The organism is Dietzia sp. NCCP-2495, assembly GCF_026011735.1.
GTDB lineage: Bacteria > Actinomycetota > Actinomycetes > Mycobacteriales > Mycobacteriaceae > Dietzia.
The window spans coordinates 36,336-59,149 of record NZ_BRVN01000002.1; the positions used below are offsets into that span (position 1 = coordinate 36,336).

21 protein-coding genes and 2 tRNA genes are annotated in these 22,814 nt (G+C 69.8%); 16 read left to right on the top strand and 7 right to left on the bottom strand.

The genetic code is table 11. The annotated features are described in order from the left end of the window. The first annotated feature begins 59 nt into the window (after positions 1-59). Together OPF83_RS02265 and nudC are read left to right on the top strand one after the other, a co-directional pair. Positions 60-1,139: a TrkA family potassium uptake protein gene (locus OPF83_RS02265; RefSeq protein ID WP_264885596.1), complete on the top strand. Its 1,080-nt coding sequence runs from the start codon at positions 60-62 to the stop codon at positions 1,137-1,139. 157 nt (positions 1,140-1,296) lie between these two features. After that, on the top strand, positions 1,297-2,223 hold the full coding sequence (nudC, locus tag OPF83_RS02270) for an NAD(+) diphosphatase (protein WP_264885597.1): 927 nt from the start codon (positions 1,297-1,299) through the stop codon (positions 2,221-2,223). Positions 2,224-2,239: 16 nt separating this feature from the next. On the opposite strand, the gene OPF83_RS02275 is transcribed toward nudC, so the two are convergent. Then, on the bottom strand, positions 2,240-2,518 hold the full coding sequence (locus tag OPF83_RS02275) for a mycoredoxin (RefSeq protein WP_264885598.1): 279 nt from the start codon (positions 2,516-2,518) through the stop codon (positions 2,240-2,242). An 88-nt stretch (positions 2,519-2,606) separates the two neighbouring features. Here OPF83_RS02275 and OPF83_RS02280 point away from each other — a divergent pair, with 88 nt between their 5' ends. Next, positions 2,607-4,751, top strand: coding sequence for an ATP-dependent DNA helicase UvrD2 (locus OPF83_RS02280; RefSeq protein WP_264885599.1), 2,145 nt, complete (start codon positions 2,607-2,609; stop codon positions 4,749-4,751). A 15-nt stretch (positions 4,752-4,766) separates the two neighbouring features. On the opposite strand, the gene OPF83_RS02285 is transcribed toward OPF83_RS02280, so the two are convergent. Both OPF83_RS02285 and OPF83_RS02290 read right to left on the bottom strand, forming a co-directional pair. Next, positions 4,767-6,083: an AarF/ABC1/UbiB kinase family protein gene (locus OPF83_RS02285; protein ID WP_264885600.1), complete on the bottom strand. Its 1,317-nt coding sequence runs from the start codon at positions 6,081-6,083 to the stop codon at positions 4,767-4,769. Between the two features lie 7 nt (positions 6,084-6,090). After that, positions 6,091-7,083: a hypothetical protein gene (locus OPF83_RS02290; RefSeq protein WP_264885601.1), complete on the bottom strand. Its 993-nt coding sequence runs from the start codon at positions 7,081-7,083 to the stop codon at positions 6,091-6,093. A 141-nt stretch (positions 7,084-7,224) separates the two neighbouring features. On the opposite strand from OPF83_RS02290, the gene OPF83_RS02295 reads away from it, so the two are divergent. Further along, entirely contained in the window at positions 7,225-7,899 is a 675-nt protein-coding gene (locus OPF83_RS02295; RefSeq protein WP_264885602.1) for a M48 family metallopeptidase, read from the top strand. 18 nt (positions 7,900-7,917) lie between these two features. On the opposite strand, the gene OPF83_RS02300 is transcribed toward OPF83_RS02295, so the two are convergent. Beyond that, on the bottom strand, positions 7,918-9,351 hold the full coding sequence (locus tag OPF83_RS02300) for a zinc-dependent metalloprotease (RefSeq protein ID WP_264885603.1): 1,434 nt from the start codon (positions 9,349-9,351) through the stop codon (positions 7,918-7,920). 79 nt (positions 9,352-9,430) lie between these two features. Between OPF83_RS02300 and OPF83_RS02305 the strand changes: the two genes are divergently transcribed. The 6 genes from OPF83_RS02305 (at position 9,431) to OPF83_RS02325 (ending at position 15,051) form a co-directional block, all read left to right on the top strand. Beyond that, positions 9,431-10,492 (top strand): PDZ domain-containing protein, encoded by a 1,062-nt coding sequence (locus OPF83_RS02305; RefSeq protein ID WP_264885604.1) that lies wholly within the window; start codon positions 9,431-9,433, stop codon positions 10,490-10,492. Positions 10,493-10,557: 65 nt separating this feature from the next. After that, positions 10,558-13,635 (top strand): UPF0182 family protein, encoded by a 3,078-nt coding sequence (locus tag OPF83_RS02310; RefSeq protein WP_264885605.1) that lies wholly within the window; start codon positions 10,558-10,560, stop codon positions 13,633-13,635. A 134-nt stretch (positions 13,636-13,769) separates the two neighbouring features. Next, positions 13,770-13,846 (top strand) — tRNA-Met (locus OPF83_RS02315). Positions 13,847-14,076: 230 nt separating this feature from the next. Further along, positions 14,077-14,153, top strand: a tRNA-Met gene (locus tag OPF83_RS02320). Positions 14,154-14,356: 203 nt separating this feature from the next. Continuing rightward, a complete protein-coding gene (locus OPF83_RS17440; RefSeq protein ID WP_375546192.1) occupies positions 14,357-14,839 on the top strand; it encodes a TetR/AcrR family transcriptional regulator in 483 nt (160 codons plus the stop codon). Continuing rightward, a complete protein-coding gene (locus OPF83_RS02325; protein WP_264885606.1) occupies positions 14,740-15,051 on the top strand; it encodes a hypothetical protein in 312 nt (103 codons plus the stop codon). Before OPF83_RS17440 ends, OPF83_RS02325 begins: the two co-directional genes overlap by 100 nt. Positions 15,052-15,073: 22 nt before the next feature. Here OPF83_RS02325 and OPF83_RS02330 read toward each other — a convergent pair whose 3' ends face one another. Beyond that, on the bottom strand, positions 15,074-15,376 hold the full coding sequence (locus OPF83_RS02330; protein WP_264885607.1) for a hypothetical protein: 303 nt from the start codon (positions 15,374-15,376) through the stop codon (positions 15,074-15,076). A gap of 146 nt (positions 15,377-15,522) precedes the next feature. Between OPF83_RS02330 and OPF83_RS02335 the strand changes: the two genes are divergently transcribed. The 4 genes from OPF83_RS02335 to OPF83_RS02350 all read left to right on the top strand — a co-directional run bounded on the left by OPF83_RS02335 (position 15,523) and on the right by OPF83_RS02350 (position 19,415). After that, positions 15,523-16,995 carry an aldehyde dehydrogenase gene (locus OPF83_RS02335; protein WP_375546193.1) on the top strand — a complete coding sequence of 491 codons (1,473 nt, stop codon included), beginning with the start codon at positions 15,523-15,525 and terminating at the stop codon, positions 16,993-16,995. A gap of 83 nt (positions 16,996-17,078) precedes the next feature. Then, a complete protein-coding gene (locus OPF83_RS02340; RefSeq protein WP_264885973.1) occupies positions 17,079-17,876 on the top strand; it encodes an enoyl-CoA hydratase/isomerase family protein in 798 nt (265 codons plus the stop codon). Between the two features lie 26 nt (positions 17,877-17,902). After that, positions 17,903-19,147, top strand: coding sequence for an NAD(P)/FAD-dependent oxidoreductase (locus OPF83_RS02345; RefSeq protein ID WP_264885608.1), 1,245 nt, complete (start codon positions 17,903-17,905; stop codon positions 19,145-19,147). Next, the gene (locus tag OPF83_RS02350) at positions 19,107-19,415 is read left to right on the top strand and encodes a hypothetical protein (RefSeq protein ID WP_264885609.1); all 309 of its coding nucleotides are present in this window, start codon (positions 19,107-19,109) and stop codon (positions 19,413-19,415) included. The genes OPF83_RS02345 and OPF83_RS02350 overlap by 41 nt, the downstream gene beginning before the upstream one ends. On the opposite strand, the gene OPF83_RS02355 is transcribed toward OPF83_RS02350, so the two are convergent. Further along, entirely contained in the window at positions 19,364-20,491 is a 1,128-nt protein-coding gene (locus tag OPF83_RS02355; RefSeq protein ID WP_264885610.1) for an acyl-CoA dehydrogenase family protein, read from the bottom strand. The genes OPF83_RS02350 and OPF83_RS02355 overlap by 52 nt on opposite strands. A gap of 173 nt (positions 20,492-20,664) precedes the next feature. On the opposite strand from OPF83_RS02355, the gene OPF83_RS02360 reads away from it, so the two are divergent. Both OPF83_RS02360 and OPF83_RS02365 read left to right on the top strand, forming a co-directional pair. Further along, positions 20,665-21,270 carry a TetR/AcrR family transcriptional regulator gene (locus OPF83_RS02360; protein ID WP_264885611.1) on the top strand — a complete coding sequence of 202 codons (606 nt, stop codon included), beginning with the start codon at positions 20,665-20,667 and terminating at the stop codon, positions 21,268-21,270. Between the two features lie 156 nt (positions 21,271-21,426). Then, positions 21,427-22,137 carry a S1 family peptidase gene (locus OPF83_RS02365; RefSeq protein ID WP_264885612.1) on the top strand — a complete coding sequence of 237 codons (711 nt, stop codon included), beginning with the start codon at positions 21,427-21,429 and terminating at the stop codon, positions 22,135-22,137. A 71-nt stretch (positions 22,138-22,208) separates the two neighbouring features. Here OPF83_RS02365 and OPF83_RS02370 read toward each other — a convergent pair whose 3' ends face one another. Further along, on the bottom strand, positions 22,209-22,706 hold the full coding sequence (locus OPF83_RS02370; RefSeq protein WP_264885613.1) for a hypothetical protein: 498 nt from the start codon (positions 22,704-22,706) through the stop codon (positions 22,209-22,211). Positions 22,707-22,814 lie beyond the last annotated feature (108 nt).

Genomic DNA, 22,814 nt, shown 5'->3' on the forward strand with positions numbered 1-22,814 from the left:
CGATGACGTGGCGATGACGACGGAACCCGCCGGGGCCCGTCACGGAAACGGAGTGGCGCATGGCGAAGAAGCGGGGGCTCACGTCCCGGTTCCGTGACGACGACCCGTTGGACGAGAGCCCCGACCACATCCTGGTGGGGGTCGTCAGCATCCCCGAGAACGCCGAGAGCCCGTGGCGGCTCATCGGCAAGCGGATCCTCATGGCGATCGTCACCCTGTTCGTCGCCGCGACGGTCGTCTACCTGGACCGTGACGGATACGAGGGCGGAGGGGCTCCCGACGGGAAGCTCACCATGATCGACTCGATCTACTACGCCACCGTCTCCCTCTCCACCACCGGATACGGAGACATCACCCCGGTCACGCAGCAGGCGCGCCTCGTCAACACGATCATCGTCACGCCGCTGCGACTGCTGTTCCTCATCCTGCTCGTCGGTACGACCCTGTCCGTGCTCACCGAGCAGTCCCGGCAGGCATTCAAGATCCAGCGCTGGAGGAAAATCGTGCGAAATCACACCGTGGTCGTGGGCTACGGCACCAAGGGCCGGTCCGCGATCGCGGCCATGCTCGCCGACGACACGTCCGCCGAGGACATCGTCGTCGTCGACACCGATCCCCAGGCTCTCAAAGCCGCCGCCGCCCGTGGCCTCGTCACGGTCCACGGCTCGGCGACCCGGTCCGACGTCCTCAAACTCGCCGGCGTCACCCGCGCATCGGCCGTCGTGGTGGCCACCAACACCGACGACACCGCGGTCCTGGTCACACTCACCGTGCGCGAACTGGCACCCAACGCGAAGATCGTCGCCACAGTCCGCGAGTCCGACAACACCCACCTGCTCAAGCAGTCCGGAGCCGACTCCGTGGTGGTGTCGGCGGAGACGACCGGCCGGCTCCTCGGGCTGGCGACCATCACGCCGACAGTCGTGGGCATGATGGAGGATCTGCTCACCCCGGACGAGGGCTTCTCGATCGCCGAGCGACGCATCGAGGAGTCCGAGGTCGGAGGGTCGCCCCGGCATCTCGCCGAACTCGTCCTGGGTGTGGTGCGAAAGGGGCAACTGATCAAGGTCAACGAGCCCGAGGCCGACGCCCTCGAGGCCGGGGACAGACTGCTCTACATCAAGATGGTCTCCGCCTGATCCGATCCGGACTCCGGTCACTACGGCGGTCGCGCCTTACGCCACGGCAGTCGGGCACCACACCACGGCGGTTGCGCGCCACACCGGGGTGATCGCGCCCACACCCGCGGACTACGCTGGCCGAGGTACCCCTCAATTGCGACAAGGACTCTCCTCGATGCCGCTCGACTTCACGCTGGACTCCATTCCCGTCCTCTCCGTGGCCGCACCGGACCGCGCCGCGACGCTACGGAACGACAGTGACGCGCTGGCCCACGGCTGGCCCGAAGCACTGATCATGCGCGTGGACCGGCGCAACAAGTTCGCGATCGAACCCGCCGACGGGGGTCGGATGCGCATCCTCCTCGAACCGGCCGCTCAGTACTGCGACGCCCTCCCGGAGGACGCGGTGTTCCTCGGACGGACGGAGGAGGAGCGACACATCTGGGCCGTGACCGTCGACGAGCTTCCCGACGGTCCGTCGGTGTCTGACCTGCGCCGGTGCGGAGCAGACCTCATCGAGGGCGATGGATCCCTGGCCTCCCAGGCCGTCGCGCTCCTCGGGTGGCACCGCGACAACGTCCTCGGCCGACAGTCGGAGCACCACCCACGGCGGACGGACGCCGGGTGGGCGATCGTGGATCCCTTCCACGGCCGGCCCGAGTACCCGCGAACCGACCCGGCCGTGATCTGCCTCGTGCACGACGGCGGACGGCAGGTGCTCCTCGGGCGGCAGCCGGTGTGGCCCGAAGGCATGTTCTCGCACGTGGCCGGATTCGTCGAGGCCGGCGAATCCCTGGAGAACTGCGTCCGGCGGGAAGTGCAGGAAGAGGTCGGCGTGACCGTGGACCGCGTCCGCTACCTCGGCAGCCAGCCCTGGCCCTTCCCACGGTCACTCATGGTGGGATTCCACGCCGTCGCCGACCCCGCCGCGCCGATCGTCCTCGAGGACGAGGAGATCGTCGAGGCGAGGTGGTTCGACGTGGACCAGGTGCGGGACGCGCTCGCACGGCGGGGCGAGCTGACGGTGGCACCGCCGGTCTCCATCGCCCACGTCATGCTGAGCTCCTGGGTCGCGGCGGTCGATCGCGACGGCGGTGCCTGACGAGACGCTCCGGCGATCAGGCCCCGGCGAGCTCCTCGAGCTTTTTACGCACCTGCGAGGCCGGCGGATTAGTGGCGGTGGTGCCGTCCGAGAACAGCGCGGTCGGAACGACCCGGTTTCCGTCATTGACGCTCTCGACGAAGGCGGCTGCCTCGGCGTCGGCCTCCACGTCGATCTCGACGTAGCCGATCTCCTTCTCGTCGAGGAGCTTCTTCAGTCGGTTGCAGAACGGGCACCACGTGGTGGTGTACAGGGTCAACGGATCCGTGGTCTCGGGAACAGTCACATCGCTCATGACCCGGTCCAACGCCCGGGGCGGGAAGAATCTTCCCCGGGGTGGGTGCAGGGGGCGGCATGTCGGACGGTGATGCCACGATGGGTGCGTGAGTGACTTGCAGAGACACGGGTTGAACGGCGGGCGTGGTGGAGCGGGGTCACCCCTCGACGGTCTCGACGCGCAGCAGCGTCAGGCGGTACTCGCGCCCCGCGGGCCGGTCTGCATCCTCGCCGGTGCCGGTACGGGGAAGACCCGGACCATCACCAGACGGATCGCGCACCTGGTGAACACCGGTCACGTGCGGGGTGACCAGGTACTGGCCGTGACGTTCACCGCCCGGGCGGCCGGGGAACTCCGCATGCGTCTGGCCTCGCTGGGCGTCGCGGACGCCGGAACCGGCCCGGTCCAGGCCCGGACCTTCCACTCCGCCGCACTGAGGAATCTCGCGTACTTCTGGCCGCGGGTCTACGGCGAGGAGCCGTGGCAGTTGCTCGACGGGCAGTTCCGGGCCGTGGCCCAGGCCGTCCGACGCGCGGGGCTGGACCCCAGCACCGAGGTCATCCGCGATGTCCTCACCGAGATCGGCTGGGCCAAGTCCAGTCTCCTCACGCCGGACACCTACGCCGAGCAGGCGATCACCCTGGCACGCGACCTCCCGGCACCCGCACCCGAGGTGGCCCGCGCGTTCCGGGCGTATGAGGACCTCAAGGTCTCCAGCCCGGTCCGACTCCTGGATTTCGACGACCTGCTCGGGCACATGGCGGACCTGCTCGAGGACGTTCCCGCGATCGCGGAGGAGTTCCGCGACCGGTACCGCTGCTTCGTGGTGGACGAGTTCCAGGACGTCACGCCCGCCCAGCAGCGACTGCTCAGCGCCTGGCTCGGCCGACGGGACGATCTCACGGTGGTGGGGGACGTCAACCAGACCATCTACTCGTTCGCCGGTGCCGAGCCGGACTTCCTCCTGGGATTCGCCGACAGGTACCCGGGTGCCACCGTGGTGAGGCTGGAGTCCGACTACCGGTCGACGCCGCAGGTGGTCGAGATGGCCAACGCCGTGATCGGCGCCGGGGCCGGCCGCTTCCGCAGCGCCGGACTCACCCTCACGGGCATGCGCAGCCCGGGTCCGGAACCCCGTCTCGACGAGTACCCGGACGAGGACACCGAGGCAGAGGCCGTCGCTGCCGCGGTCGCCGACCTCGTGCACGGTGGACTGGACCCGTCCGAGGTCGCCGTCCTGTACCGCGTCAACGCGCAGTCCGAACGTATCGAGGCCGCCCTCGAACAGGCCGGCATCGGTTACCGGCTCCGTGGCGGAGAGGGATTCTTCGAACGCCCGGTGATCCGTCGGGCGATGTCGGCGATCGATCGACTGGTCGACGGTTCCGACGAGGCCGCGGCACAGGCCGCCGCGCAGATCACCGACGCGACCGAGGCCGTGGCGGTCATCCGCCGGGCACTCGAACCCCTGGGGCTCACCGCGGCAGAGCCGTCCGGCACCCAGGCGCGCGAGACGTGGAACTCACTGTCCGCGCTGGTCGGACTGGCAGAGGAACTCGCCGTCAACGCGACCAGCCCCGGTCTGTTGCCGGTGGTGACCGGCCTCCGGGAGCGTGCCGCCGCCAGGCACGCCCCGGACGAGCGCGGCGTCACCCTGGCCTCGATCCACGCGGCCAAGGGTCTGGAGTGGGATGCGGTGTTCCTCATCGGCGTCCACGAGGGCAGCCTGCCCATCAGCCACGCGATCAACGCCGGTCCCGACGCGATCGAGGAGGAGCGTCGACTGCTGTACGTCGGCATCACCCGAGCTCGCGAACACCTCGCGCTCTCCTGGAGCCTGAGCCGGCGGGCAGGCGGTCGGGCGTCCCGCCGACCGAGCCGGTTCCTCGACCCGGTGCGTCCGGCAGGCCTGCCGATGGAGCCGCGTCGGAGCGCCGGCACGTCGGAGAAGGGACGGTGTCGTGGCTGCGGCGAGAAGCTGACCGGGCCCATGCACCGTGCACTCGGCCTGTGCCCGGCATGCTCGACCGAGGTGGACACAGAGCTGTTCGAGCGGTTGCGCGAGTGGCGCAAGGAGACCTCGGAGGCTATCGGCAAACCCGCGTACACCGTGTTCACCAACGACACGTTGGCGCAGATCGCCCGCGAACGGCCGAGCGACTCAGGTGCTCTCGGCCGCATCGGGGGGATCGGCGCCCACAAACTGGGAGAGTACGGTGACGACGTCTTGCGGTTGATCCGCGAGGGCTGACGCGCGGGGCCGGGCTCAGGACTCGTCGGCGAAGATCTCCGGCATCCACCGCTCCACGATGGCCCGGTAGGGCGCTGTGGCCTGGAGTTGGCACAGCATGCCGACAGACGCCGACAGGACCCTATGGATCAGTACGTACTCGCGCGGTAGGGTGAATGAGCGCGCGGTGCGGAACTCCTTGCCCGAGAAGTCGCCGTAGACGTTGAGGATGCCCTGCATCCAGGCGCGGTCGAAATGGAACTCGGACACACGCATCGGCTCGATGAACGGTCCGAGGAACGACATCGCGTCGGCAGCGTCCATTCCGCCCCGGTTCACGTATCCGGCTCTGGTCATGAGCGTGACCAACTCGTCACCCTTGTCCTCCAGCGCCAGCCTCATCATGGAGGTCAGCACGTCGGGGAACCCGTCGGGCAGCGGGATCGCGGCACCGAAGTCGAGCACCACCATCCGGCCGTCATCGTTCAGGAGGAAGTTCCCCGGATGCGGGTCGCCGTGCATCATCCTGACACGTGTCGGGGAACTGAACTGGAACTCCGAGAGGAGCTCGGCGGCCCGGTTGCGCTCCTCCTGCGAACCGTCGGCCGCGACCTTGCTCAGGGCCCTCCCGTCGGCCCACTCGGTCACCAGGACCTTGGGTGAGGACGCGAGTACGGCCGGAACGCGGATCAGGGGATCATCGGCGTATGCCGCGGAGAAGGCGCGCTGGGTATCGGCCTCCAGGCGATAGTCGAGCTCGGACACCGCGCTGTCGTACAGTTCGTCAATGACGCCCTTGATGTCGGTGCCAGGGTTGAGTGGCCTCAGCATGGGGGCCAGGCGGCGGAGCTGGCGCAGGTCGGACCTGAGTGCTTCGTCGGCCCCCGGGTACTGCACCTTGACCGCCACCTCGCGACCGTCGGACCAGACGCCGCGGTGGACCTGTCCGATCGATGCGGCGGCCGCCGCCTGACCGTCGAACTCGGCGAACCGCTCGCGCCATCGCAGTCCCAACTGTGCGTCGAGAACCTTCTCGACCTCGGCCGCGGGCAGCGGTGGGGCCTCCGCCTGCAACTTGGTGAGTGCCTCGCGGAACGGCTCGGCGTACTTGTCCGGCATCCCGGCCTCGAACACGCTCAGCGCCTGGCCCACCTTCATGGCGCCGCCCTTGAGTTCGCCCAGAACAGCGAATACCTGCTCGGCGGCCTGGTCGGCGAGTTCCGCGGTCAGGTTGCCCTGGTTCTGACCGAACGCGCGCCTGCCCAGGGTCCCGGCGGCACGCCCGGCGATTCCCAGAGGGAGGCCCGCGAGACGGGCGGCACGACGGGACGAGGAACGGGGGAGTTCTGACACGGCACAATCATGACAGAGTGTGACTGGTGGACGGTGCGCCACAGCCGCACGCTGGGTCGACGGGCCACTCCACCCGCTCCCACAGCCCCTCCGCCGGGTTGATCTCGACCGTCGCGCCGATGGTCTGCAGCGCGGTGTCGGGCTGACGGGTAGCCGCGACCTCGGACAACACGAGCGCCGCAGCGGCGGTGAGGGCGGGTACTCCGACCTCCGAATAGTGCTCGACCAGTTGAGCGGCGACGAACGGCCACTGCGGGTCCCGGCTCGCCCGGTACAGGTCGGTGCACCGCAGGCAGGGGCTGGATCCGGGGACCACCGTGGGACCCACGATCACGCGGCCGTCTCGACCGTGGACGTGCAGGTGCGGCTGCCGGTTCCGGTTGAGCGTGGCGGCAACGACCGGGTCCACCGAGACCGAGTCGGTGAGGATCACCAGGTCGGGTCGCGCGCCCTTGCTCCGCCACGGCGGCTTCTCGGGATTGAACTCGAGGCCCGGGCTCGCGCTGACGCCGACGCGCGAGCCGTTGACCGCCAGCGGTCCGCGCAGGACCTCAGAGATCTGCCCGGACCCCACGATGTGCACCCGCCGCACCGGTGACGGGCGTGTAACCGGATCGACCGGGTGCCCCCTCGTGATCCCGGCGCCGTCGAGCCCGACATGCCCCAGTTCGGCCAGTCGGACGAGAATCCTGGCCACGGCGGGCAGGTCGTCGTCGTCGATTCCGGCGCGGGTCGCCGCGCGCTCGAGTTCGGCTCCGCCGGACAGGCCGTTGAGCAATGCCGCGAGTCCGCGTGGGCCGCACCCCGACGGCGCCCGCACAGCCGTCGTGCGGCCCGGTGCCAGCCCGACCTGGACCGACGTGGCGTCGCGGATCACCACCACGGTTCCCGGGCGCAGCGTCGCGCGGACCCGGGTGGACCCCGGGGCCGCTGTACTGCGTGTCGGAGTCCGTGTCGACGTCTGGGTCGGTGTCTGCATCGGCGTCGGGGGAGCGGTCATGCAGCCCATCGTGGCACGCCCACGCGGCGCACTCGCCCGTGCGAGACGGGTTATCCACAGGCCTCGGGCGGCCCTTCGTGGCTGTGGAATACCGTCGCCGCGGCGACGTCGTCTCGCAGCCGGTGGTCTACCGTGGTCGCCGTGCCGCCTGCGACCGACGCCCACGACGGGCTGCCCACGCGCCCCGACGATCCGCGGATCGAGGTGCGTCGATCCGCGCGGCGCAAGCGCACGGTCACGGCGCGTGTGGAGGGGGACAAGGTCGTGGTACTCATGCCGGCCGGCCTGCGGCGGGCGGAGGAGCGTCGCCTGGTCACCGACATGCTGGCCAAGCTGGCGAGGTCCGGGAAACGCCGGGGGAGCCGGTCCTCGGATGCCGAACTCATGACCCGGTCACGAGAACTGTCGCGGCGGTGGCTGGACGGTAGCGCCGCGCCGACGTCGGTGCGATGGGTGCCGGCCATGACCACCCGCTGGGCATCGTGCTCGCCGGGCTCCGGGGAGATACGGATCAGCGAGACGCTGCGGGACGTGCCCGCGTACGTCCTGGACTATGTCGTGGTGCACGAACTGGCGCACCTGGTAGTCCCCGGCGGGCACCCGCCCGAGTTCTGGGAGCTGGTGCGGCGCTACCCACGGACCGAGCGCGCGATGGGGTACCTGGAGGCGTACTCGCGTGTGCTCCGCTCCGGGGCGGGTGCCACAGGCGGTGGCGGGCCCGACTCACCGGGCACGTCCGGCGCACTGGGCGGGCCCGACTCACCAGGCGGAGCCGACGGCGAGGGGATGGACGACCTCATCGAGTCGGGGGACTAGCGTCCGGGGTCGAACGCCCTAGGTCTCGTCCTTCGGTCCGTCGGAGGGGGCACCGCCCTGACCGGCCTCGCCACCCGCGTCGCGGAGGAACTTCTCGATCTCGTCCACCCCGCTGGAATCGCCGGTGGACTCGTCGAGCAGTCGGTCGATCACGGCGGCCGGGTTCTCGAGGTCCTCGCCCACGGGAAGGAGGTCGGGGTGGTGCCACAGGCCGTCGCGACGCTCGGTCCCCACGGCTTCGCCGACACGACGCCACAGTTCCGAGGCCTCGCGCGCCAGTCGCGGGCGGAGTTCGAGCCCGACGAGCGAGGAGAAGGCCTGCTCGGCGGCACCGCCGGTCGCGCGGCGGCGCAGCCAGGTCTCACGGAGCTTGTCCGCGCTGGGCAGGCGGTCGCCCACGGCGGCGGTCACCACGGCGTCGACCCAGCCCTCGACCAGCGCGAGCAGGGTCTCGAGGCGGCCTAGGGCGGCCTCATTGACGTTGGTCACCTTGGGGCCGATCGCACCGGCGCCGCCGGAGAGCATCTCCTGCAGCTTGGCCGGGTCCTGGAGGACCGAGGGGTCGAGTCCGGCCGCGAAGTCGTCGAGTCCCGAGGTGTCCACGCGGATGCCGCGGGCGTACTCGTCGACGGTGGCCAGGATCCGTGCACGCAGCCACGGGGCGCCGGCGAAGAGCCGCTGGTGCGCGGCCTCGCGGGCGGCGAGGAACACCACGACGTCCTGGCGGGGGAGTTCGAGTTCGTCGGCGAAGGCGTCGATCGCGGTGGGGGCCAGCGCGGCCACGCCGTCGTCACCGAACGGGATGCCGACCTCGGAGGAGAACAACACGGCTGGCGCGAGCTTGCCGAGGCCCTGTCCCAGTTGCAGGCCGAAGCCCATGCCGCCCATCTGGTCGAGCATGCCCAGCAGCGGGCCGGCGATCTGCTTGGCCTCCTCGGGCATGGCACCGCGGGTGGCGGAGTTCATCTGCTCGGCGACGGGGGTGCACACCTTCTCCCAGGTGGGCAGGGACTGCTCGACCCACTGCTGGGGGGTCCACGCCTCGGTGCGGTGGATGCCGGTGGGGAAGACCGTCGTGTCGTCGAGCCAGAGTTCGGCCAGTCGCACGGAGTCCTCGGCGGCGGAGCGCTGGGCGTCGGTGATGACGGGGGTGCGTCCGAGTCCCTGCAGGGCGACGGTCCGGGCCAGCTGGTAGTTGACCGGGCCCCCGGTGCCGGGGCCGGACATTGCCGAGCCCATGGTGCCGAGCATCTGGCCGAACTGGGAGATCATCTTGCCGAGGTCGCCGAACTGGGAGGGGTCGAAACCGCCGGCGCCACCGAAGCCGAAGCCGCCCGGACCGCCCGAGCCTGGACCGCCCGCGCCCGGGCCACCGGAGCCACCCGGGCCGGAGTCCCGGTCGTCGTCCCGCCCGTCGTCGTCGGAAGCGGAGAAACCGAAGGGCTGATTCATGCCACAACGGTACCGTGTGCCGGGCTCGGGGGTCCGGCCGCGACGCAGGTCCGCGGGCGAGCGGACTATCCTGTCGTGCGTGAGTCGCCGCCTGTTGACCCTCGTCGCCGCGCTGGTCCCCGCCGTACTGCTACTCGTCCTCGCCACGTCGGCCACGGTGCCGCTCGTGTCGATGGGGCCGGGACCGACGTACGACACGTTCGGCGAGACCCGGGTAGTCAAAGAGGACGGGGTCACCGAGTCCGTGCCCGTCATCGAGGTGACGGGCCACGAGGCCGACGAGTTGACCGGGGCGCTGCGCATGACGACGGTCGCGGTACGGGACAAGCTCACCCTGGCCGACGCGGCGCGGTTCTGGCTGGATCCCGACCAGGTGGTCCTGCCCCGGGACCAGGTGTTCCCGCCCGATGTGACGCGTGACGAGATGCGGGAGTCCAACGCCGCGGACATGGTCGGTTCGGAGAACAACGCGGAGGCCGCCGCCTACCGCTACCTGGGGATCCCCATGACGCCGCGCGTGGAGGACGTGGACCCGTCCGGTCCGGCGGAGGGGACCCTGCGCGCCGGCGACTTCATCACGTCGATCGGCGGCGTGCCCGTGGCCGACACCACCGAGGTGGTGGACCAGGTCGGCGCGCACCGCCCGGGCGAGAAGGTGGACGTGGCTCTGGTGCGGGACGGGGAGGAGACGACGACGACGGTGACGCTGGCCTCGTCCGGTCCGGAGGGCGATCCCCACAAGGGCAGGCTCGGCATCATCGTGGGCGACGCACCGTCCGACGGGACGGACGTGCAGATCACGGTCGCGCCGGATGTGGGCGGTCCGTCGGCGGGCCTGGTTCTCGCGATCGCCGTGGTCGACGTACTGAAGCCCGGTGAGCAGACCGGCGGCCGGGACGTCGCCGGCACCGGCACGATCCGCCCAGACGGCACGGTCGGGCCGATCGGGGGTATCCGACACAAGATCCGGGCGGCCGCCGACGAGGGGGCGACCGAGTTCCTCGTGCCCGCCGCCAACTGTGCCGAGGCCCTGCAGGACCCGCCGGGTGGGATCACCCTCATCAAGGTCGAGAACCTCACCGGCGCACTGGAGGCGCTGGAGGAGGTCGCCTCCGGGGGTGAGCCACCGACCTGCGGCTGAGCCGGGGCTTTTCCGTAAGGTGGAGCCACAAGTTCGTCCGCACCAGTAGTCCAGGAGCCCCACCGGTGTCCGTCCGTCCCCCCGGCACCCCGCCCGGTAGGCCCGTCGCGATCTCGCGGCGCGGTCGAGCCGTCGCCGTCGCCGTCGTCGTCCTCATCATCCTCATCCAGGTCCTCCCGAGGCTAAATTCCGCCTACACGGACTGGTTGTGGTTCCGCAGCGTCGACGCGAGCAGTGTCTTCCGCACCGAGGTGCTCACGCGGATCGGCCTGTTCCTGGTGGTGGGGCTGCTGGTCGGCCTCGCAGTGACCACGGGTCTCCTGCTGGCCTACCGATACCGACCGGTGTTCCTCGCGCACGGTGGGATGCCGGACGCGCTGGCCCGGTACCGCGCTGCGATGGGCACCTCGACGGCCAAGACCGTGGCGTGGATCCCCGTCGTGCTGGGCCTGCTGGCCGGCGCGATCGCGCAGACCGGATGGAAGACCGTCCTGGCGTTCTTCAACTCCACGGATTTCGGGCGTACCGACCCGCAGTTCGGGCTCGACATCTCCTTCTACGCCTTCGAGCTACCCATGTGGCGGGCGATCGTCACGTGGGTCATGGTCGCCGTGGTCCTGGCGTTCTTCGCCAACCTCATCACCCACTACATCGTGGGCGGCGTGCGACCAGGTGCGCGAGAGGGCGCGCTCACCCGCGCGGCCCGTATCCAACTGGTCATCCTGGCGGGCGTGTTCGTGCTCGCCAAGGCGGCGGCGTACTGGCTGGACCGCTACGAGCTGCTGTTCCGGGAGAACTCCACGTTCACGGGTGCCTCGTACACGGATGTCAACGCGGTGATGCCGGCCAAGATCTTCATGTTCTCGGTCGCGATCGTCTGCGCGATCGCGTTCTTCTCGGCGATCGTCATCAAGGACCTGCGCATCCCGGCGCTGGCGACCGTCCTGCTGCTGTTCTCCGCGCTCGTGGTGGGTTCGGCGTGGCCGATGGCCGTCGAGCAGTTCTCGGTCAAGCCCAACCGTGCGGAGAAGGAGCGCGAGTACATCGCCCGCAACATCGAGGCGACCAGGGCGGCGTACGACATCGGGGACGACAAGGTCACGTACGAGGAGAACTGGGGCGCGGCGAACCCGGATCCGGCGGAGGCCGCGAGTGACATCACGACCCTGTCCAACATCCGCGTCCTCGACCCCAACGTCCTGGCGCCGACGTTCACCCAGCAGCAGCAGCTGCGGAACTTCTACGGCTTCCCCGAGACGTTGAGCATCGACCGGTACACGGTCGAGGGGGAGAAGCGGGACTTCCTCGTGGCGGCCCGTGAGCTCAACCCGTCGGCCCTGCAGGCCAACCAGCGGGACTGGATCAACCGGCACACCGTGTACACGCACGGCAACGGCTTCGTGGCCGCGCCGGCGAACCGGGTGAACGAGATCGCCGATGACGCCGGGTCGGATCGCGGCGGTCTGCCCAACTACCAGGTCTCGGATCTGGAGGCGATCTCAAGCGACCAGGAGATGATGATCCCGGTCACGCAGCCCCGCATCTACTTCGGCGAGCTCATCGCGCAGTCGGATCCGGACTACGCGATCGTGGGGGACAACGGTGACGGGCCGCGCGAGTACGACACGGACACCGAGCAGTACACCTACACCGGTGCCGGCGGCGTTCCCGTCGGCGGGTGGATCAACCGCACCGCCTACGCGCTGAAGTTCGCCGAGCGGAACATCCTGCTGTCGGGGATCATCGGCGACGAGTCCAAGATCATCTACGACCGTGACCCGCGGGACCGCGTCCAGAAGGTCGCCCCCTGGCTCACCACGGACACCAACACCTATCCGGCCGTGATCGACGGCCGCATCAAGTGGATCGTGGACGGCTACACCACGCTGAAGAGCTACCCGTACGCGGAGTCGAGCTCGCTCGAGGCCATGACCTCGGACTCGCTCAACGCCGCCGGCGGGCGCGTCCTGCCGGACGAGGAGGTCTCCTACATCCGCAACTCGGTCAAGGCCACCGTCGACGCCTATGACGGCACGGTCAACCTGTACGAGTTCGACGAGACGGACCCGGTCCTGCAGACGTGGAGCAAGGCCCTGCCGGACATCGTCCAGCCCAAGTCCGAGATCCCCGAGGAACTGCAGGAGCACTTCCGGTACCCGGAGGACCTGTTCAAGGTCCAGCGTGAGCTGCTGGCCAAGTACCAGGTCAACGACCCCGGCCAGTTCTTCACCAACGACGCCTTCTGGTCCGTCCCGTCAGATCCGACGGTCACCTCGTCGATCCAGAACCCGCAGACCCCGCCCGCCGGGGGGCCGCTCGGTGGTCAGAACACCGGGGCCCCCGGCACGCCGGGCGCGCAGCCCGCGGAGCGCGAGGGGCCCAGCCAGCCGCCGTACTACGTGCTCGCGAAGGACCCGACCGATCCCGAGTCGGACGAACCGTCGTTCCAGCTCATCTCGGCGTTCCGTGGCTACGAGCGGGAGTTCCTCGCCGCCCACATGTCGGCGAGTTCCGATCCCGATTCGTACGGGGAAATCGTCGTCCGTGTGCAGCGGCCGACCGAACCGCTGGCCCAGGGTCCGAACCAGGCGCAGGACATCATGATCGCCTCCCCGGCCATCGCGCAGGACCGGCGACTGTGGGGTGAGACGGCGGAGATAACCGAGGGCAACCTGCTGGCGCTGCCGCTGGCCGGCGACTCGGTGCTGTACGTGGAGCCGATCTACACGCAGCGCAAGGACCAGGACTCGGCGTTCCCGCGTCTGCTGCGCGTGATGGTCACCTATGACCGCGCGGTCGGGTATGCGCCCACCCTGTACGAGGCGCTCAAGCAGGTGGGCATCGAGGCCGATCCCGACGAGGTCCGGATCGACGAGACCGGTGCGGCGGAGGCGGAAGCCGAGGCAGAGGACGGTCCGTCGAGTTCGTCCACGGAGGAGGGCACCGCGTCCCGGCCGTCCACCCCGCCGTCCACCGGTGGCGGCGACGCCACCGACCAGGCGGCCGCGGTGCGCGAGCTCAACGCGGCGCTTTCGGCCGTCCGGTCCGCGCAGAACGGCGGAGACCTCGCGGATCTCGGCTCAGCACTCGACGACCTTCAGAAGGCAGTCGACGCCTACCAGGCGCTCGGCAACGGCAACTGATCCGGCGGCCGCGCACCAGGGCCTGACCTGCGGTAATTCAGGTTCTGGTGTGCGGTTGGTCACGATCGGGTCGATTCGCGTTCACCGATTTGCATTGTTCTCCCGGTGGCACGTAGTGTCATACACGCAATCGACGCGGGGTGGAGCAGCTCGGTAGCTCGCTGGGCTCATAACCCAGAGGTCGCAGGTTCAAATCCTGTCCCCGCTACCACGCACCGAAGGCCCGGTCTCCAGTCTGAGACCGGGCCTTCGGCCATTTCTCGGTGCTGCTTCGGGGGTTAGTAGCGGTTTACTGGCCACACACCCGCCATCCGCCCGGAGCTATCCCTGCGATTAGAGATGCGCATCGGACTTTGATAGCGTCGGGGTCCTGCTGGTGAGGGGTTCTCGAGTGAGAATCCGACGCCGCAGTGAGGTCGCCCCGACGTGGGTGGCTGGCGACGCGGGGTGGAGCAGCTCGGTAGCTCGCTGGGCTCATAACCCAGAGGTCGCAGGTTCAAATCCTGTCCCCGCTACCACGAACGCAGGGCCCGTTTCTTCCGACACTCGGAAACGGGCCCTGCGTCGTCGTACGGGAGCCTCAGCGCCCCGTCCAGCGGGGCTCGCGCTTCTCGGCGAACGCCGCGACACCTCGCGGGCGTCATCGGACCGCAGTACCGGGCGACCAGACGGTGCGGTGAGCAAGTCGTTCCCTCGGGGGCGCGCGAGTAGGGTCACGACCATGCCCGCTCCCCGCCGCCCGAAGCAGGAACGGTCCGTCGCGACCCGAGCGAAGATCCTCGAGGCCGCCTGTGGGAGCCTGATCGACCGCGGCTACGGTGCGACGACCGTGGGTGAAGTGCAGAACCGCGCCGGGGTCGCCCGGGGGACGTTGCTGCATCATTTCCCCACGCGCGGCGCCCTCATGGCCGGGGTGGTGGAGGATATCATCGAGCGGCGTCTGAGGGTGTTGACCTCGGTGGAGACGGACGGAGGGGACGACGACAACGCCGCCGGCAACGCCGGCAACGACGGTAACGACGACAACGCTGCTGGCAACGATGACAACGACGCCGACACTCCGCCCGCGATCGCGCCCATTCCGCCGCGAGCTGGGACGACATCGTGGACCTCGTCTGGGAGGAGCTGCAGGTTCCTCCGTTCACCGCGGCGCTCGAGCTCTGGGTCGCATCACGGACGGATCCCGACCTGCGGCAGGCGCTGATCCCGCTGCAGGAACGCGTCTTCGGCACGGTCCACCGCAATGTCACGCGCCTGGCGGGCGACGACCATCCTCGAGCGCCGATGCTTGTGCAGTTCACGATCGACCTGCTCACGGGGGCACATCTCGCCGGGACCCTGGAGCCCAGGGTCGGCTCGGCGGCCGTGGTCCGGGCCTGGAAGGTGGCCGTGCGCGAGCTCGCGGCACGCGGGTGACAGATGCCCGTGGTCCTGACGACTAGCGCAATCGGATCGGAAAGGTCTCGGTCCGTCTGACCGCGCGGTCGCGCCGCGCGCTCAGGGGCACCCGGTGTGGGTCGGCGAGAAAGGAGTCGAGTCCGGCCGCGGAGTCGAAGTGGATCAGCTGGATTTCATCCGGTGCCCCGTCGTCGCCGGTGCCGTACGCGTGTTGGATCACCCGGCCGCTGTGCTGCGGCAGCAGAGCCAGGACGTCGTCCTCGTACGCGGACAGTTCGTGTCCCATGCCCTCGTGTGCCCAGAGCAAGCAGCAGAGGGTGACCTCGTCGTCCGTCTCGTTCACCTCGTGGAGCCTACGCGCACGGTCCGGGAGGTCGCGTGCACCAGGAAGGCACCCCCAATGACGTGATACACGACATAGGGTGGACAGGTGTCTGGTCGCCGATCCATCGCGGCCGGCCCGCTGATCCTGACGATTGGAGATCCTCCGTGACAACCTCACTGGACCGCGACGCCCTGCTCATCGGTACGACGTGGCAGGCACCTGCCACCGATTCGGTCATCGAGGTGATCAGCCCCCACTCCGAAGAGGTCGTGGCCCGCGTCCCCGAGGGGTCGACCGCGGATATCGACGCGGCCGTCGCGGCCGCCCGCGAGGCCTTCGACCACGGACCGTGGCCTCGGATGAGCCCCGACGAGCGCATCGAGGTGGTGCAGAAGCTGTCCGGGCTGTACGCGGCCAAGCTGGACGAGATGGCCACCGTCATCTCCACGGAGATGGGCTCGCCGATCTCGTTCAGCACCCTCGCCCAGGCGCCCGCACCGTGGATGCAGATCGAGGCGTTTCTGGGGATCGCCCGCGAGTTCCCGTGGGAGGACGTGCGCCCGGGCGTGCTCGGCGGTGAGGTCATGGTGCGTCACGAGCCAGTGGGTGTGGTGGCGGCCATCCCGCCGTGGAACGTCCCGCAGTTCACCGTCCTGTCCAAGGTCATCCCGGCACTGCTCACCGGCTGCACGATCGTCGTCAAGCCCGCACCCGAGACGCCCCTGGACACCTACCTGCTCGCGGACCTGCTCATTGAGGCGGGCGTACCCGAGGGAGTGGTGAGCATCGTGGCCGGCGGCCGTGAGGTCGGCGAGCACCTGGTGCGCCACCCCGGCATCGACAAGGTGGCCTTCACCGGGTCGACCGCGGCCGGCCGGAAGATCGGCGCCATCTGCGGCGAGCAGCTCAAGCGGTGCTCGCTCGAACTGGGCGGCAAGTCCGCCGCGATCGTGCTCGACGACGCCGACCTGACCAGCGTCGTCGAGGGGATGAAATTCCTCGGCGTGATGAACTCGGGCCAGGCCTGTGTCGCACAGACCCGCATCCTCGTCAGCCGTGAGCGCCACGACGAGGTGGCCGAGGCGCTGGCCGAGGGCATCGGCTCCATGGTCGTGGGCGACCCGCTCGACCCAGCCACCGAGATCGGTCCGATGGTCGCTCAGCGTCAGCAGGAGCGGGTCAGTTCCTACATCGAGATCGGTCAGCAGGAGGGCGCGCGGCTGCTCACCGGTGGTACGGGTATGCCTGACGGGCTGGGATCCGGGTGGTACATCCGGCCCACAGTCTTCTCGGGCGTCACCAACGACATGCGGATCGCCCGCGAGGAGATCTTCGGCCCCGTCCTGTCGGTCATCGCCTACAACGACGTGGACGACGCCGTGCGGATCGCCAACGACTCCGACTACGGGCTCGCGGGAACGGTGTGGACCGCCGACCGGGACGCCGGTCTGGGCGTGGCCCGCCGCGTCCGTACCGGGACCTACGGCGTCAACACGTACACGATGGACTTCGCGGCGCCGTTCGGCGGATTCAAGGCCTCGGGTGTGGGCCGCGAGTTCGGCCCCGAGGGTTTGTCTCAGTACACGGAGCTTAAGTCCGTCTACCTCGGCGAGCCCGAGACGGGCGACGACGCGTGAGTGCCGTGACCGGAGGCCCTGAGACCGGAGGCGCTGCGACCGGAGGCGCCGCGTCGGAGACCGGATCGACTGCCAGTCCCTCGATACTCGAGTTGCACGACGCCGACCGGGTCCGGACCCTCACGCTCAACCGGCCCGATGCGCTCAACGCGTTCAACGGTGCGCTCTACAAGGAACTGGCCGCTGCCCTTGCCGCGGCCGACGCTGATCCCGGCATCGCGGTCGTGTTGCTCACCGGTCGCGGCCGGGCGTTCAGCGCCGGCACGGACCTCGTGGAGATGGCCGAGATGGTGGCCGGTGGCAGCGACGAGAGTGCGCTGTCCGACACCGAGGAGCACGGTTTCAACCTGCTGGTGGACGCGCTCATCGCGTTCAGCAAGCCGCTCGTCGCCGCAGTCAACGGGCTCGGCCTGGGGATCGGGGTGACCCTGCTCGGGTTCGTCGACCTGGCCTTCATCGCCGAGGGGGCCAGGCTCAAGTGCCCGTTCACCAGCCTCGGTGTGGCGCCGGAGGCGGCGTCCAGCTTCCTCATCCCCAGGCTCGTCGGGCACCAGAACGCCGCCTGGGTCCTGCTCTCGTCGGAGTGGATCACCGCCGAGCAGGCGCACGAGATGGGCCTGGTCTGGAAGTTGTGCGCGCCGGACGAACTGGTGCCCACCGCGACCGAGCACGCCACGCGACTGGCGGCTCTACCGGTGTCGAGCCTGCGCGCGGTCAAGCGGGCGATGACCGAACCTGTCGCGCAACTCGTCGCCGAGGCGCGGCGACGCGAGAACGGCATGTTCGCCGAACTGCTCGGCGGTCCGGCCAACACCGAGGCGCTGTCGGCGTTCGCTGAGGGGCGCCTTCCCGACTTCACCGCGTTGCCGGACGGCGCCTGAGGAAAGGCCCAAGGCAAGATGGGGGAGTGACCGCCACCGGCCCGCCCTCGCCCCGTCAGGTCGACGTGGTGGTGATCGGCGCCGGCCAGGCCGGGCTGTCGGCCGCCTATCATCTGCGGCGACGCGGGTTCGTGCCGGTGGGCGGCGCGGCGTCCGGTGAGTGGGCCGAGCCAGTCGAAGGGACCGAGCCCAGCTATGGGGCCGAGCCCGGCGAGCAGCGGGATGAGCAGGAGCGCACGTTCGTGGTGCTCGACGCCGAGGCCGGGCCCGGCGGCGCCTGGCGACACCGCTGGGCGTCGCTGACGATGGAGACCGTCAACGGTATCTTCGGGCTGCCCGGCATGGAAGTCCCCGAGGTCGACCGCGCCGAACCCAGTCGCGAGGCAATGCCCGCCTACTTCGCAGAGTATGAGGAGCGCTTCGACCTGCCAGTTCGCCGACCGGTCCGGGTCGGCTCGGTCCGGCGGGCCGGCGACGGGCCCCGTGGCGGGGAGGGGGAACGCCTCGTCGTCGTCGAATCCTCGACCGGGTCCGGCGCAGGCGGTGGTGCCGGCGCCGACGGCGCGTCGCGCGGCGAGGTCGTCACGTGGGCGGCGAGGTACGTCATCAACGCCACCGGCACGTGGACCCGCCCGTTCTGGCCGCGCTACCCGGGCCAGGAGACCTTCCGCGGGAGGCAGCTGCACGTGCACGACTACGTCTCGGCGCAGGAGTTCGCGGGGCAGCGCGTGGTGATCGTAGGGGCCGGTATCTCCGCCACTCAGCTGCTCGAGGAGATCTCCCTCGTCGCCGACACGCTGTGGGTGACGCGCCGCGAGATCGAGTGGGAGGCGGGGGCGGCGCCGACCAATTTCTCCGCCGCGATCGACCGCGTCGCCGAACGGACGCGTCAGGGACTGGCACCGCAGAGCGTGATCAGCGTGACCGGCCAGTACCGCGGACCGTGGATCCTCCGCGCCGAGGAGCGCGGCGTGCTGGTGCGCCACCCCATGTTCACCCGCATCGAACCGGGCGGCGTACGCATGCCCGACGGGCGGCTGGAGAAGGCCGACGCGATCCTGTGGGCCACCGGGTTCCGGCCCGCGATCGCGCACCTCACCCCGCTAGGGCTGCGCACGGCCGCCGGAGGGATCCGCGTGGACGCCGGGCGCGCGCTGGACGAGCCGCGGCTGTTCCTCATCGGCTACGGGCCGTCCCAGTCGACTGTGGGGGCCAACCGTGCCGGGCGTGATGCCGTGCGCGCGATCGTCGCCGACCTGGAACAGGTGTAGAGGGGTCGACGACGAGCCGGGCGACGACGAGCCGGGCGACGACGAGCCGGGCGACGACGAGCCGGGCAACGACGACAACGGCGGCGACGACAACGGCGGCGCCGACGAATTCGTCGACGCCGCCGTGGTCACTGACCGGGCGGTGCTGGGCGGTGCTGGCCGGGGCGGACGCAGACTCGGTGAGCCCGCGTCCGGGGGATCGCCCGGACGGATCGGTCAGAGTGTGCGGGAGATCAGTTCCTTCATGATCTCGTTGGTGCCACCGTAGATCTTCTGCACGCGCGCGGAGGCGTACAGCCGGGCGATCGGGTATTCGGTCATGAAGCCGTAACCACCGAAGACCTGGAGGCAGCGGTCGATGATCTCGCACTGCTTGTCGGTGCAGTAGTACTTGGCCATCGACGCGGTGGCCGGGTCCAGTTTGCCCTCGACGTGCAGGCTGATGCAGTGATCGAGCAGCGTGCGGGCGGCCAGGGCCTCGGTTTTGCACTCGGCCAGCTCGAAGCGCAGGTTCTGGAACTTGAGGATCGGCTTGCCGAACGCCTCGCGCTCCTTGGCATAGTCGGTGGCCAGCTTCACGGCGGTCTCCGCAGCTGCCACGGCGGTCACCGCGATGATGAGTCGCTCCTGCGGGAGCTGCTGCATGAGCTGGATGAAGCCCTGACCCTCGCCCTCGGCGCCACCGAGGAGGTTCGCGGCCGGGACGCGCATGTCGTCGAAGAACAGCTCCATCGTGTCCTGGTACTTCAGGCCGACCTTGTCGAGCTTGCGACCACGATTGAAGCCCGGCAGGTCGGTGACCTCGGCGACCAGCAGGGACAGGCCGGCCGCGCCCTCGCCGCCGGTGCGGGCGACGATGATGAGCAGGTCGGCGTGCATGCCGTTGGAGATGAACGTCTTGGCGCCGTTGACCACGAAGTCGTCGCCGTCGCGGACGGCGGAGGTGCGCAGCGCCTGCAGGTCCGACCCGGCACCCGGCTCGGTCATGGCGATCGCCCCGACCATCTCGCCGGTGGCCAGCTTCGGCAGCCAGCTCTTCTTCTGCTCCTCCGTGCCGTACTGGAGGATGTAGTGCGCCACGATCGCGCTGTGGACGGAGTTCCCCCAGCCGTCATCCAGGGCATAGGCCTGCTCCTCGGCGACCACGGCCTCGTGGGCGAACGTGCCGCCGCCCCCGCCGTACTCCTCGGGGATCGAGATGCACAGCAGGCCGGCGTCGCCGGCGGACTTCCAGAATTCGCGGTCCACGTGGCCCTGCTCGGACCAGCGCTCGGTGTTGGGGGCGAGCTCCTTGGCCATGAACGCGCGGCTGTGGTCGCGGAGGGCCTCGAGATCCTCGGTCATCCAGGGTGAGCGGAAGGGTGCGGTGTCGAACACGGGGCGACTCCAATGGTGTGGTTCGGGGACGGTGTGGCCTAAACGCGACCACTATACAACTGCATGGCAGTCAAGTGTATAGTATGGTCCACCGGGGCAACCCGGTGCCTGTTCCACGCATCAGCAATAGGGAGTGGTCAATGGTGGGGTCTGAGCCTCATGCCCAGGGGGCCGGCACCGCCGGAGACCTCAGTGCCCGGACGAGGATCCAGCTCGCCGCGCTCGAGCTCTACGCCGAGCACGGTGAGGACCGCGTCTCCATGCGGCGGGTCGCCGCCGAGGTCGGTGTGACGATCGGGCTCATCCAGCACCACTTCGGGACCAAGGAGGGTCTGCGGCGGGCCGTGGACGCGATCGTCGTCGACCGCATCGAGGAGGCGCTCGCCGGCGCAGACCACTCAGGGTCGTCCGCCGAGGTCGTGGCCGCGCGCGACGCCGTGGTCCGGACGATGCTCGAGCAGAACCCCGTGATCGTCAAATACCTCAACCGTGCGCTGCTCGAGCCCGACGGGAGAGGGGAGTCCCTCCTCAGCGCGATCGTCGAACTGACCACCCGGGTGGTGGAGGGCCTACGCCGGGAAGGCCACGCCTCGACGCGTTCCTCGGACAAGGTGCAGGTGGTGCGCACCCTGATGGGGCAGGTGGGTGAGCTGTTCCTCGGCCCGGTGGTCACGGCCATCTGGTCCGAGATCGAGGGGGACCCGCAGCAGGAGCCGCGCATCCGGATCGTCGTCGACGACGCGTGAATTCCGGGGTGGGTCCGGTCGGTGGATCCCGGGCGGAGGAGCGGGCGGACGGCTGTCCGGCGCGGGAGTGTGCATCGTGCGTTTGACCGGCTCGGCAGTTACCCTGGCTAGGGCTGAGACCCCGGCACCGCCGCCGGGGAAGGAGGAACCGCACATATGAGGACGACCCGACTCGCGAGGCTCGCCGCAGCGGCCGTCATGGCCGGGGCGACCGCGCTGGTGGCCCCCGCAGTAGCGCAGGCCGCCGTCCCCGTCGGGGGCGGAACCCCTGTTCTCGTCAACGGTACGGCGGGATGCACGATCACCGCCGCGGGGTTCGACGCCTCCGGGGCTCCCGTCGCGTTCACCGCCGCGCACTGCAGCGACCGGATCAATTCTCCGGTCCTCCTCCGCGGCAACGAGGACGCCGGCGTGATCGGCACCATCGCCACCCGGAACGAGATCCTCGACTACTCCGTCATCCGCCTGGACCCCGGCGTGGCATTCCCGGTCCGCCAGGCCGGTGTCTCCGGCCGCGCACCGGCTCCCGAGTTCGGCGACATCGTCTGTAAGGACGGCATGACCACCGGTCACTCCTGCGGTATCACCTGGCAGCGTGAGGGGGCCCGGTTCTGGAGCCAGGCGTGTGCCGGCTTCGGCGACTCCGGTGGGCCCATGACCAAGGACGGCCGCCTCGTCGGACTGGTCTCCGGCGGCCACATGCCCCCGGCAGCCGGTTCGCTGAGCAGTCTCGGTCAGGTCCTGCCGTCCTGCGTCCACCCCGCCCAGTCGCCATTCTTCATCCCGGCCCTCGGGGTCTCGTTCGACGCGGTCGTCGCCGATGCCACCGAACGCAACTGGCCCGGCCGCGGCTTCCAGATGGCCTGACTCGTCCGCGGTCCACCGCGACCCCCACCGCCCCGGACTTTTCTCACGTCGAGAGGCCGGGGCGGTGTCCGTCAGTAGGCGGTGACCTCGTGCGTCACGGGCAGGTGGTGTAGGTCCGTGCCGATAGTGAGGACGACCCGACCCGGGCCGGTGTCGAGGTGGACCTGGCCGATCTCCGTCGGCGCGACGCCGACCGCACCGGCCGTCCGTGCCTCCCAGTAGCCGCGGCTGCCACTGTCGAGGTTGTGCCAGTGCACCTTCACTGCGGACCAGCACTGCTGAGGGGGGTTCCAGGAGATCCCGAAGAAGTTCCCCGTGGCCACCAGGCGGATCTGGCCGGGCATGCTCTCGGCCACCACGGTCGAGGCGGTGATCCAGCCGGCGCAGGCCGGGCCGTGCGCCACCGTCCAGAGCATGGGCGCGTCCGCATACCGGAACGCCTGGGCCGAGGCCTCGGGTGAGCCAACGACGCCGCCGGCCGCACCAGCAGCGATGCCGGCAGCGACCAGGGACGCCGCCGTGAGGGCGCTCGTCAGGCGGCGGCGTGGTGTCGGTCGGGTGGGGGCCATGTGAGCATCGTCCCACCTTCTGGCGGGTCACACACGCCAGATGCCCTCACGGATACGTGATCCGTGAGGGCATCTGGTGTGGTCCCGCGCGGGCGGCGGGCCCGCGTC

Coding starts and splice junctions, on each gene's coding strand:
- OPF83_RS17440 (WP_375546192.1), top strand. CDS start 14,357: ATGCCCGCTCCCCGCCGCCCGAAGCAGGAACGGTCCGTCGCGACCCGA.
- OPF83_RS02265 (WP_264885596.1), top strand. CDS start 60: ATGGCGAAGAAGCGGGGGCTCACGTCCCGGTTCCGTGACGACGACCCG.
- OPF83_RS02290 (WP_264885601.1), bottom strand. CDS start 7,083: ATGACCGCTCCCCCGACGCCGATGCAGACACCGACCCAGACGTCGACA.
- OPF83_RS02275 (WP_264885598.1), bottom strand. CDS start 2,518: ATGAGCGATGTGACTGTTCCCGAGACCACGGATCCGTTGACCCTGTAC.
- OPF83_RS02360 (WP_264885611.1), top strand. CDS start 20,665: ATGGTGGGGTCTGAGCCTCATGCCCAGGGGGCCGGCACCGCCGGAGAC.
- OPF83_RS02355 (WP_264885610.1), bottom strand. CDS start 20,491: ATGACCGAGGATCTCGAGGCCCTCCGCGACCACAGCCGCGCGTTCATG.
- OPF83_RS02300 (WP_264885603.1), bottom strand. CDS start 9,351: ATGAATCAGCCCTTCGGTTTCTCCGCTTCCGACGACGACGGGCGGGAC.
- nudC (WP_264885597.1), top strand. CDS start 1,297: ATGCCGCTCGACTTCACGCTGGACTCCATTCCCGTCCTCTCCGTGGCC.
- OPF83_RS02350 (WP_264885609.1), top strand. CDS start 19,107: ATGCCGTGCGCGCGATCGTCGCCGACCTGGAACAGGTGTAGAGGGGTC.
- OPF83_RS02370 (WP_264885613.1), bottom strand. CDS start 22,706: ATGGCCCCCACCCGACCGACACCACGCCGCCGCCTGACGAGCGCCCTC.
- OPF83_RS02365 (WP_264885612.1), top strand. CDS start 21,427: ATGAGGACGACCCGACTCGCGAGGCTCGCCGCAGCGGCCGTCATGGCC.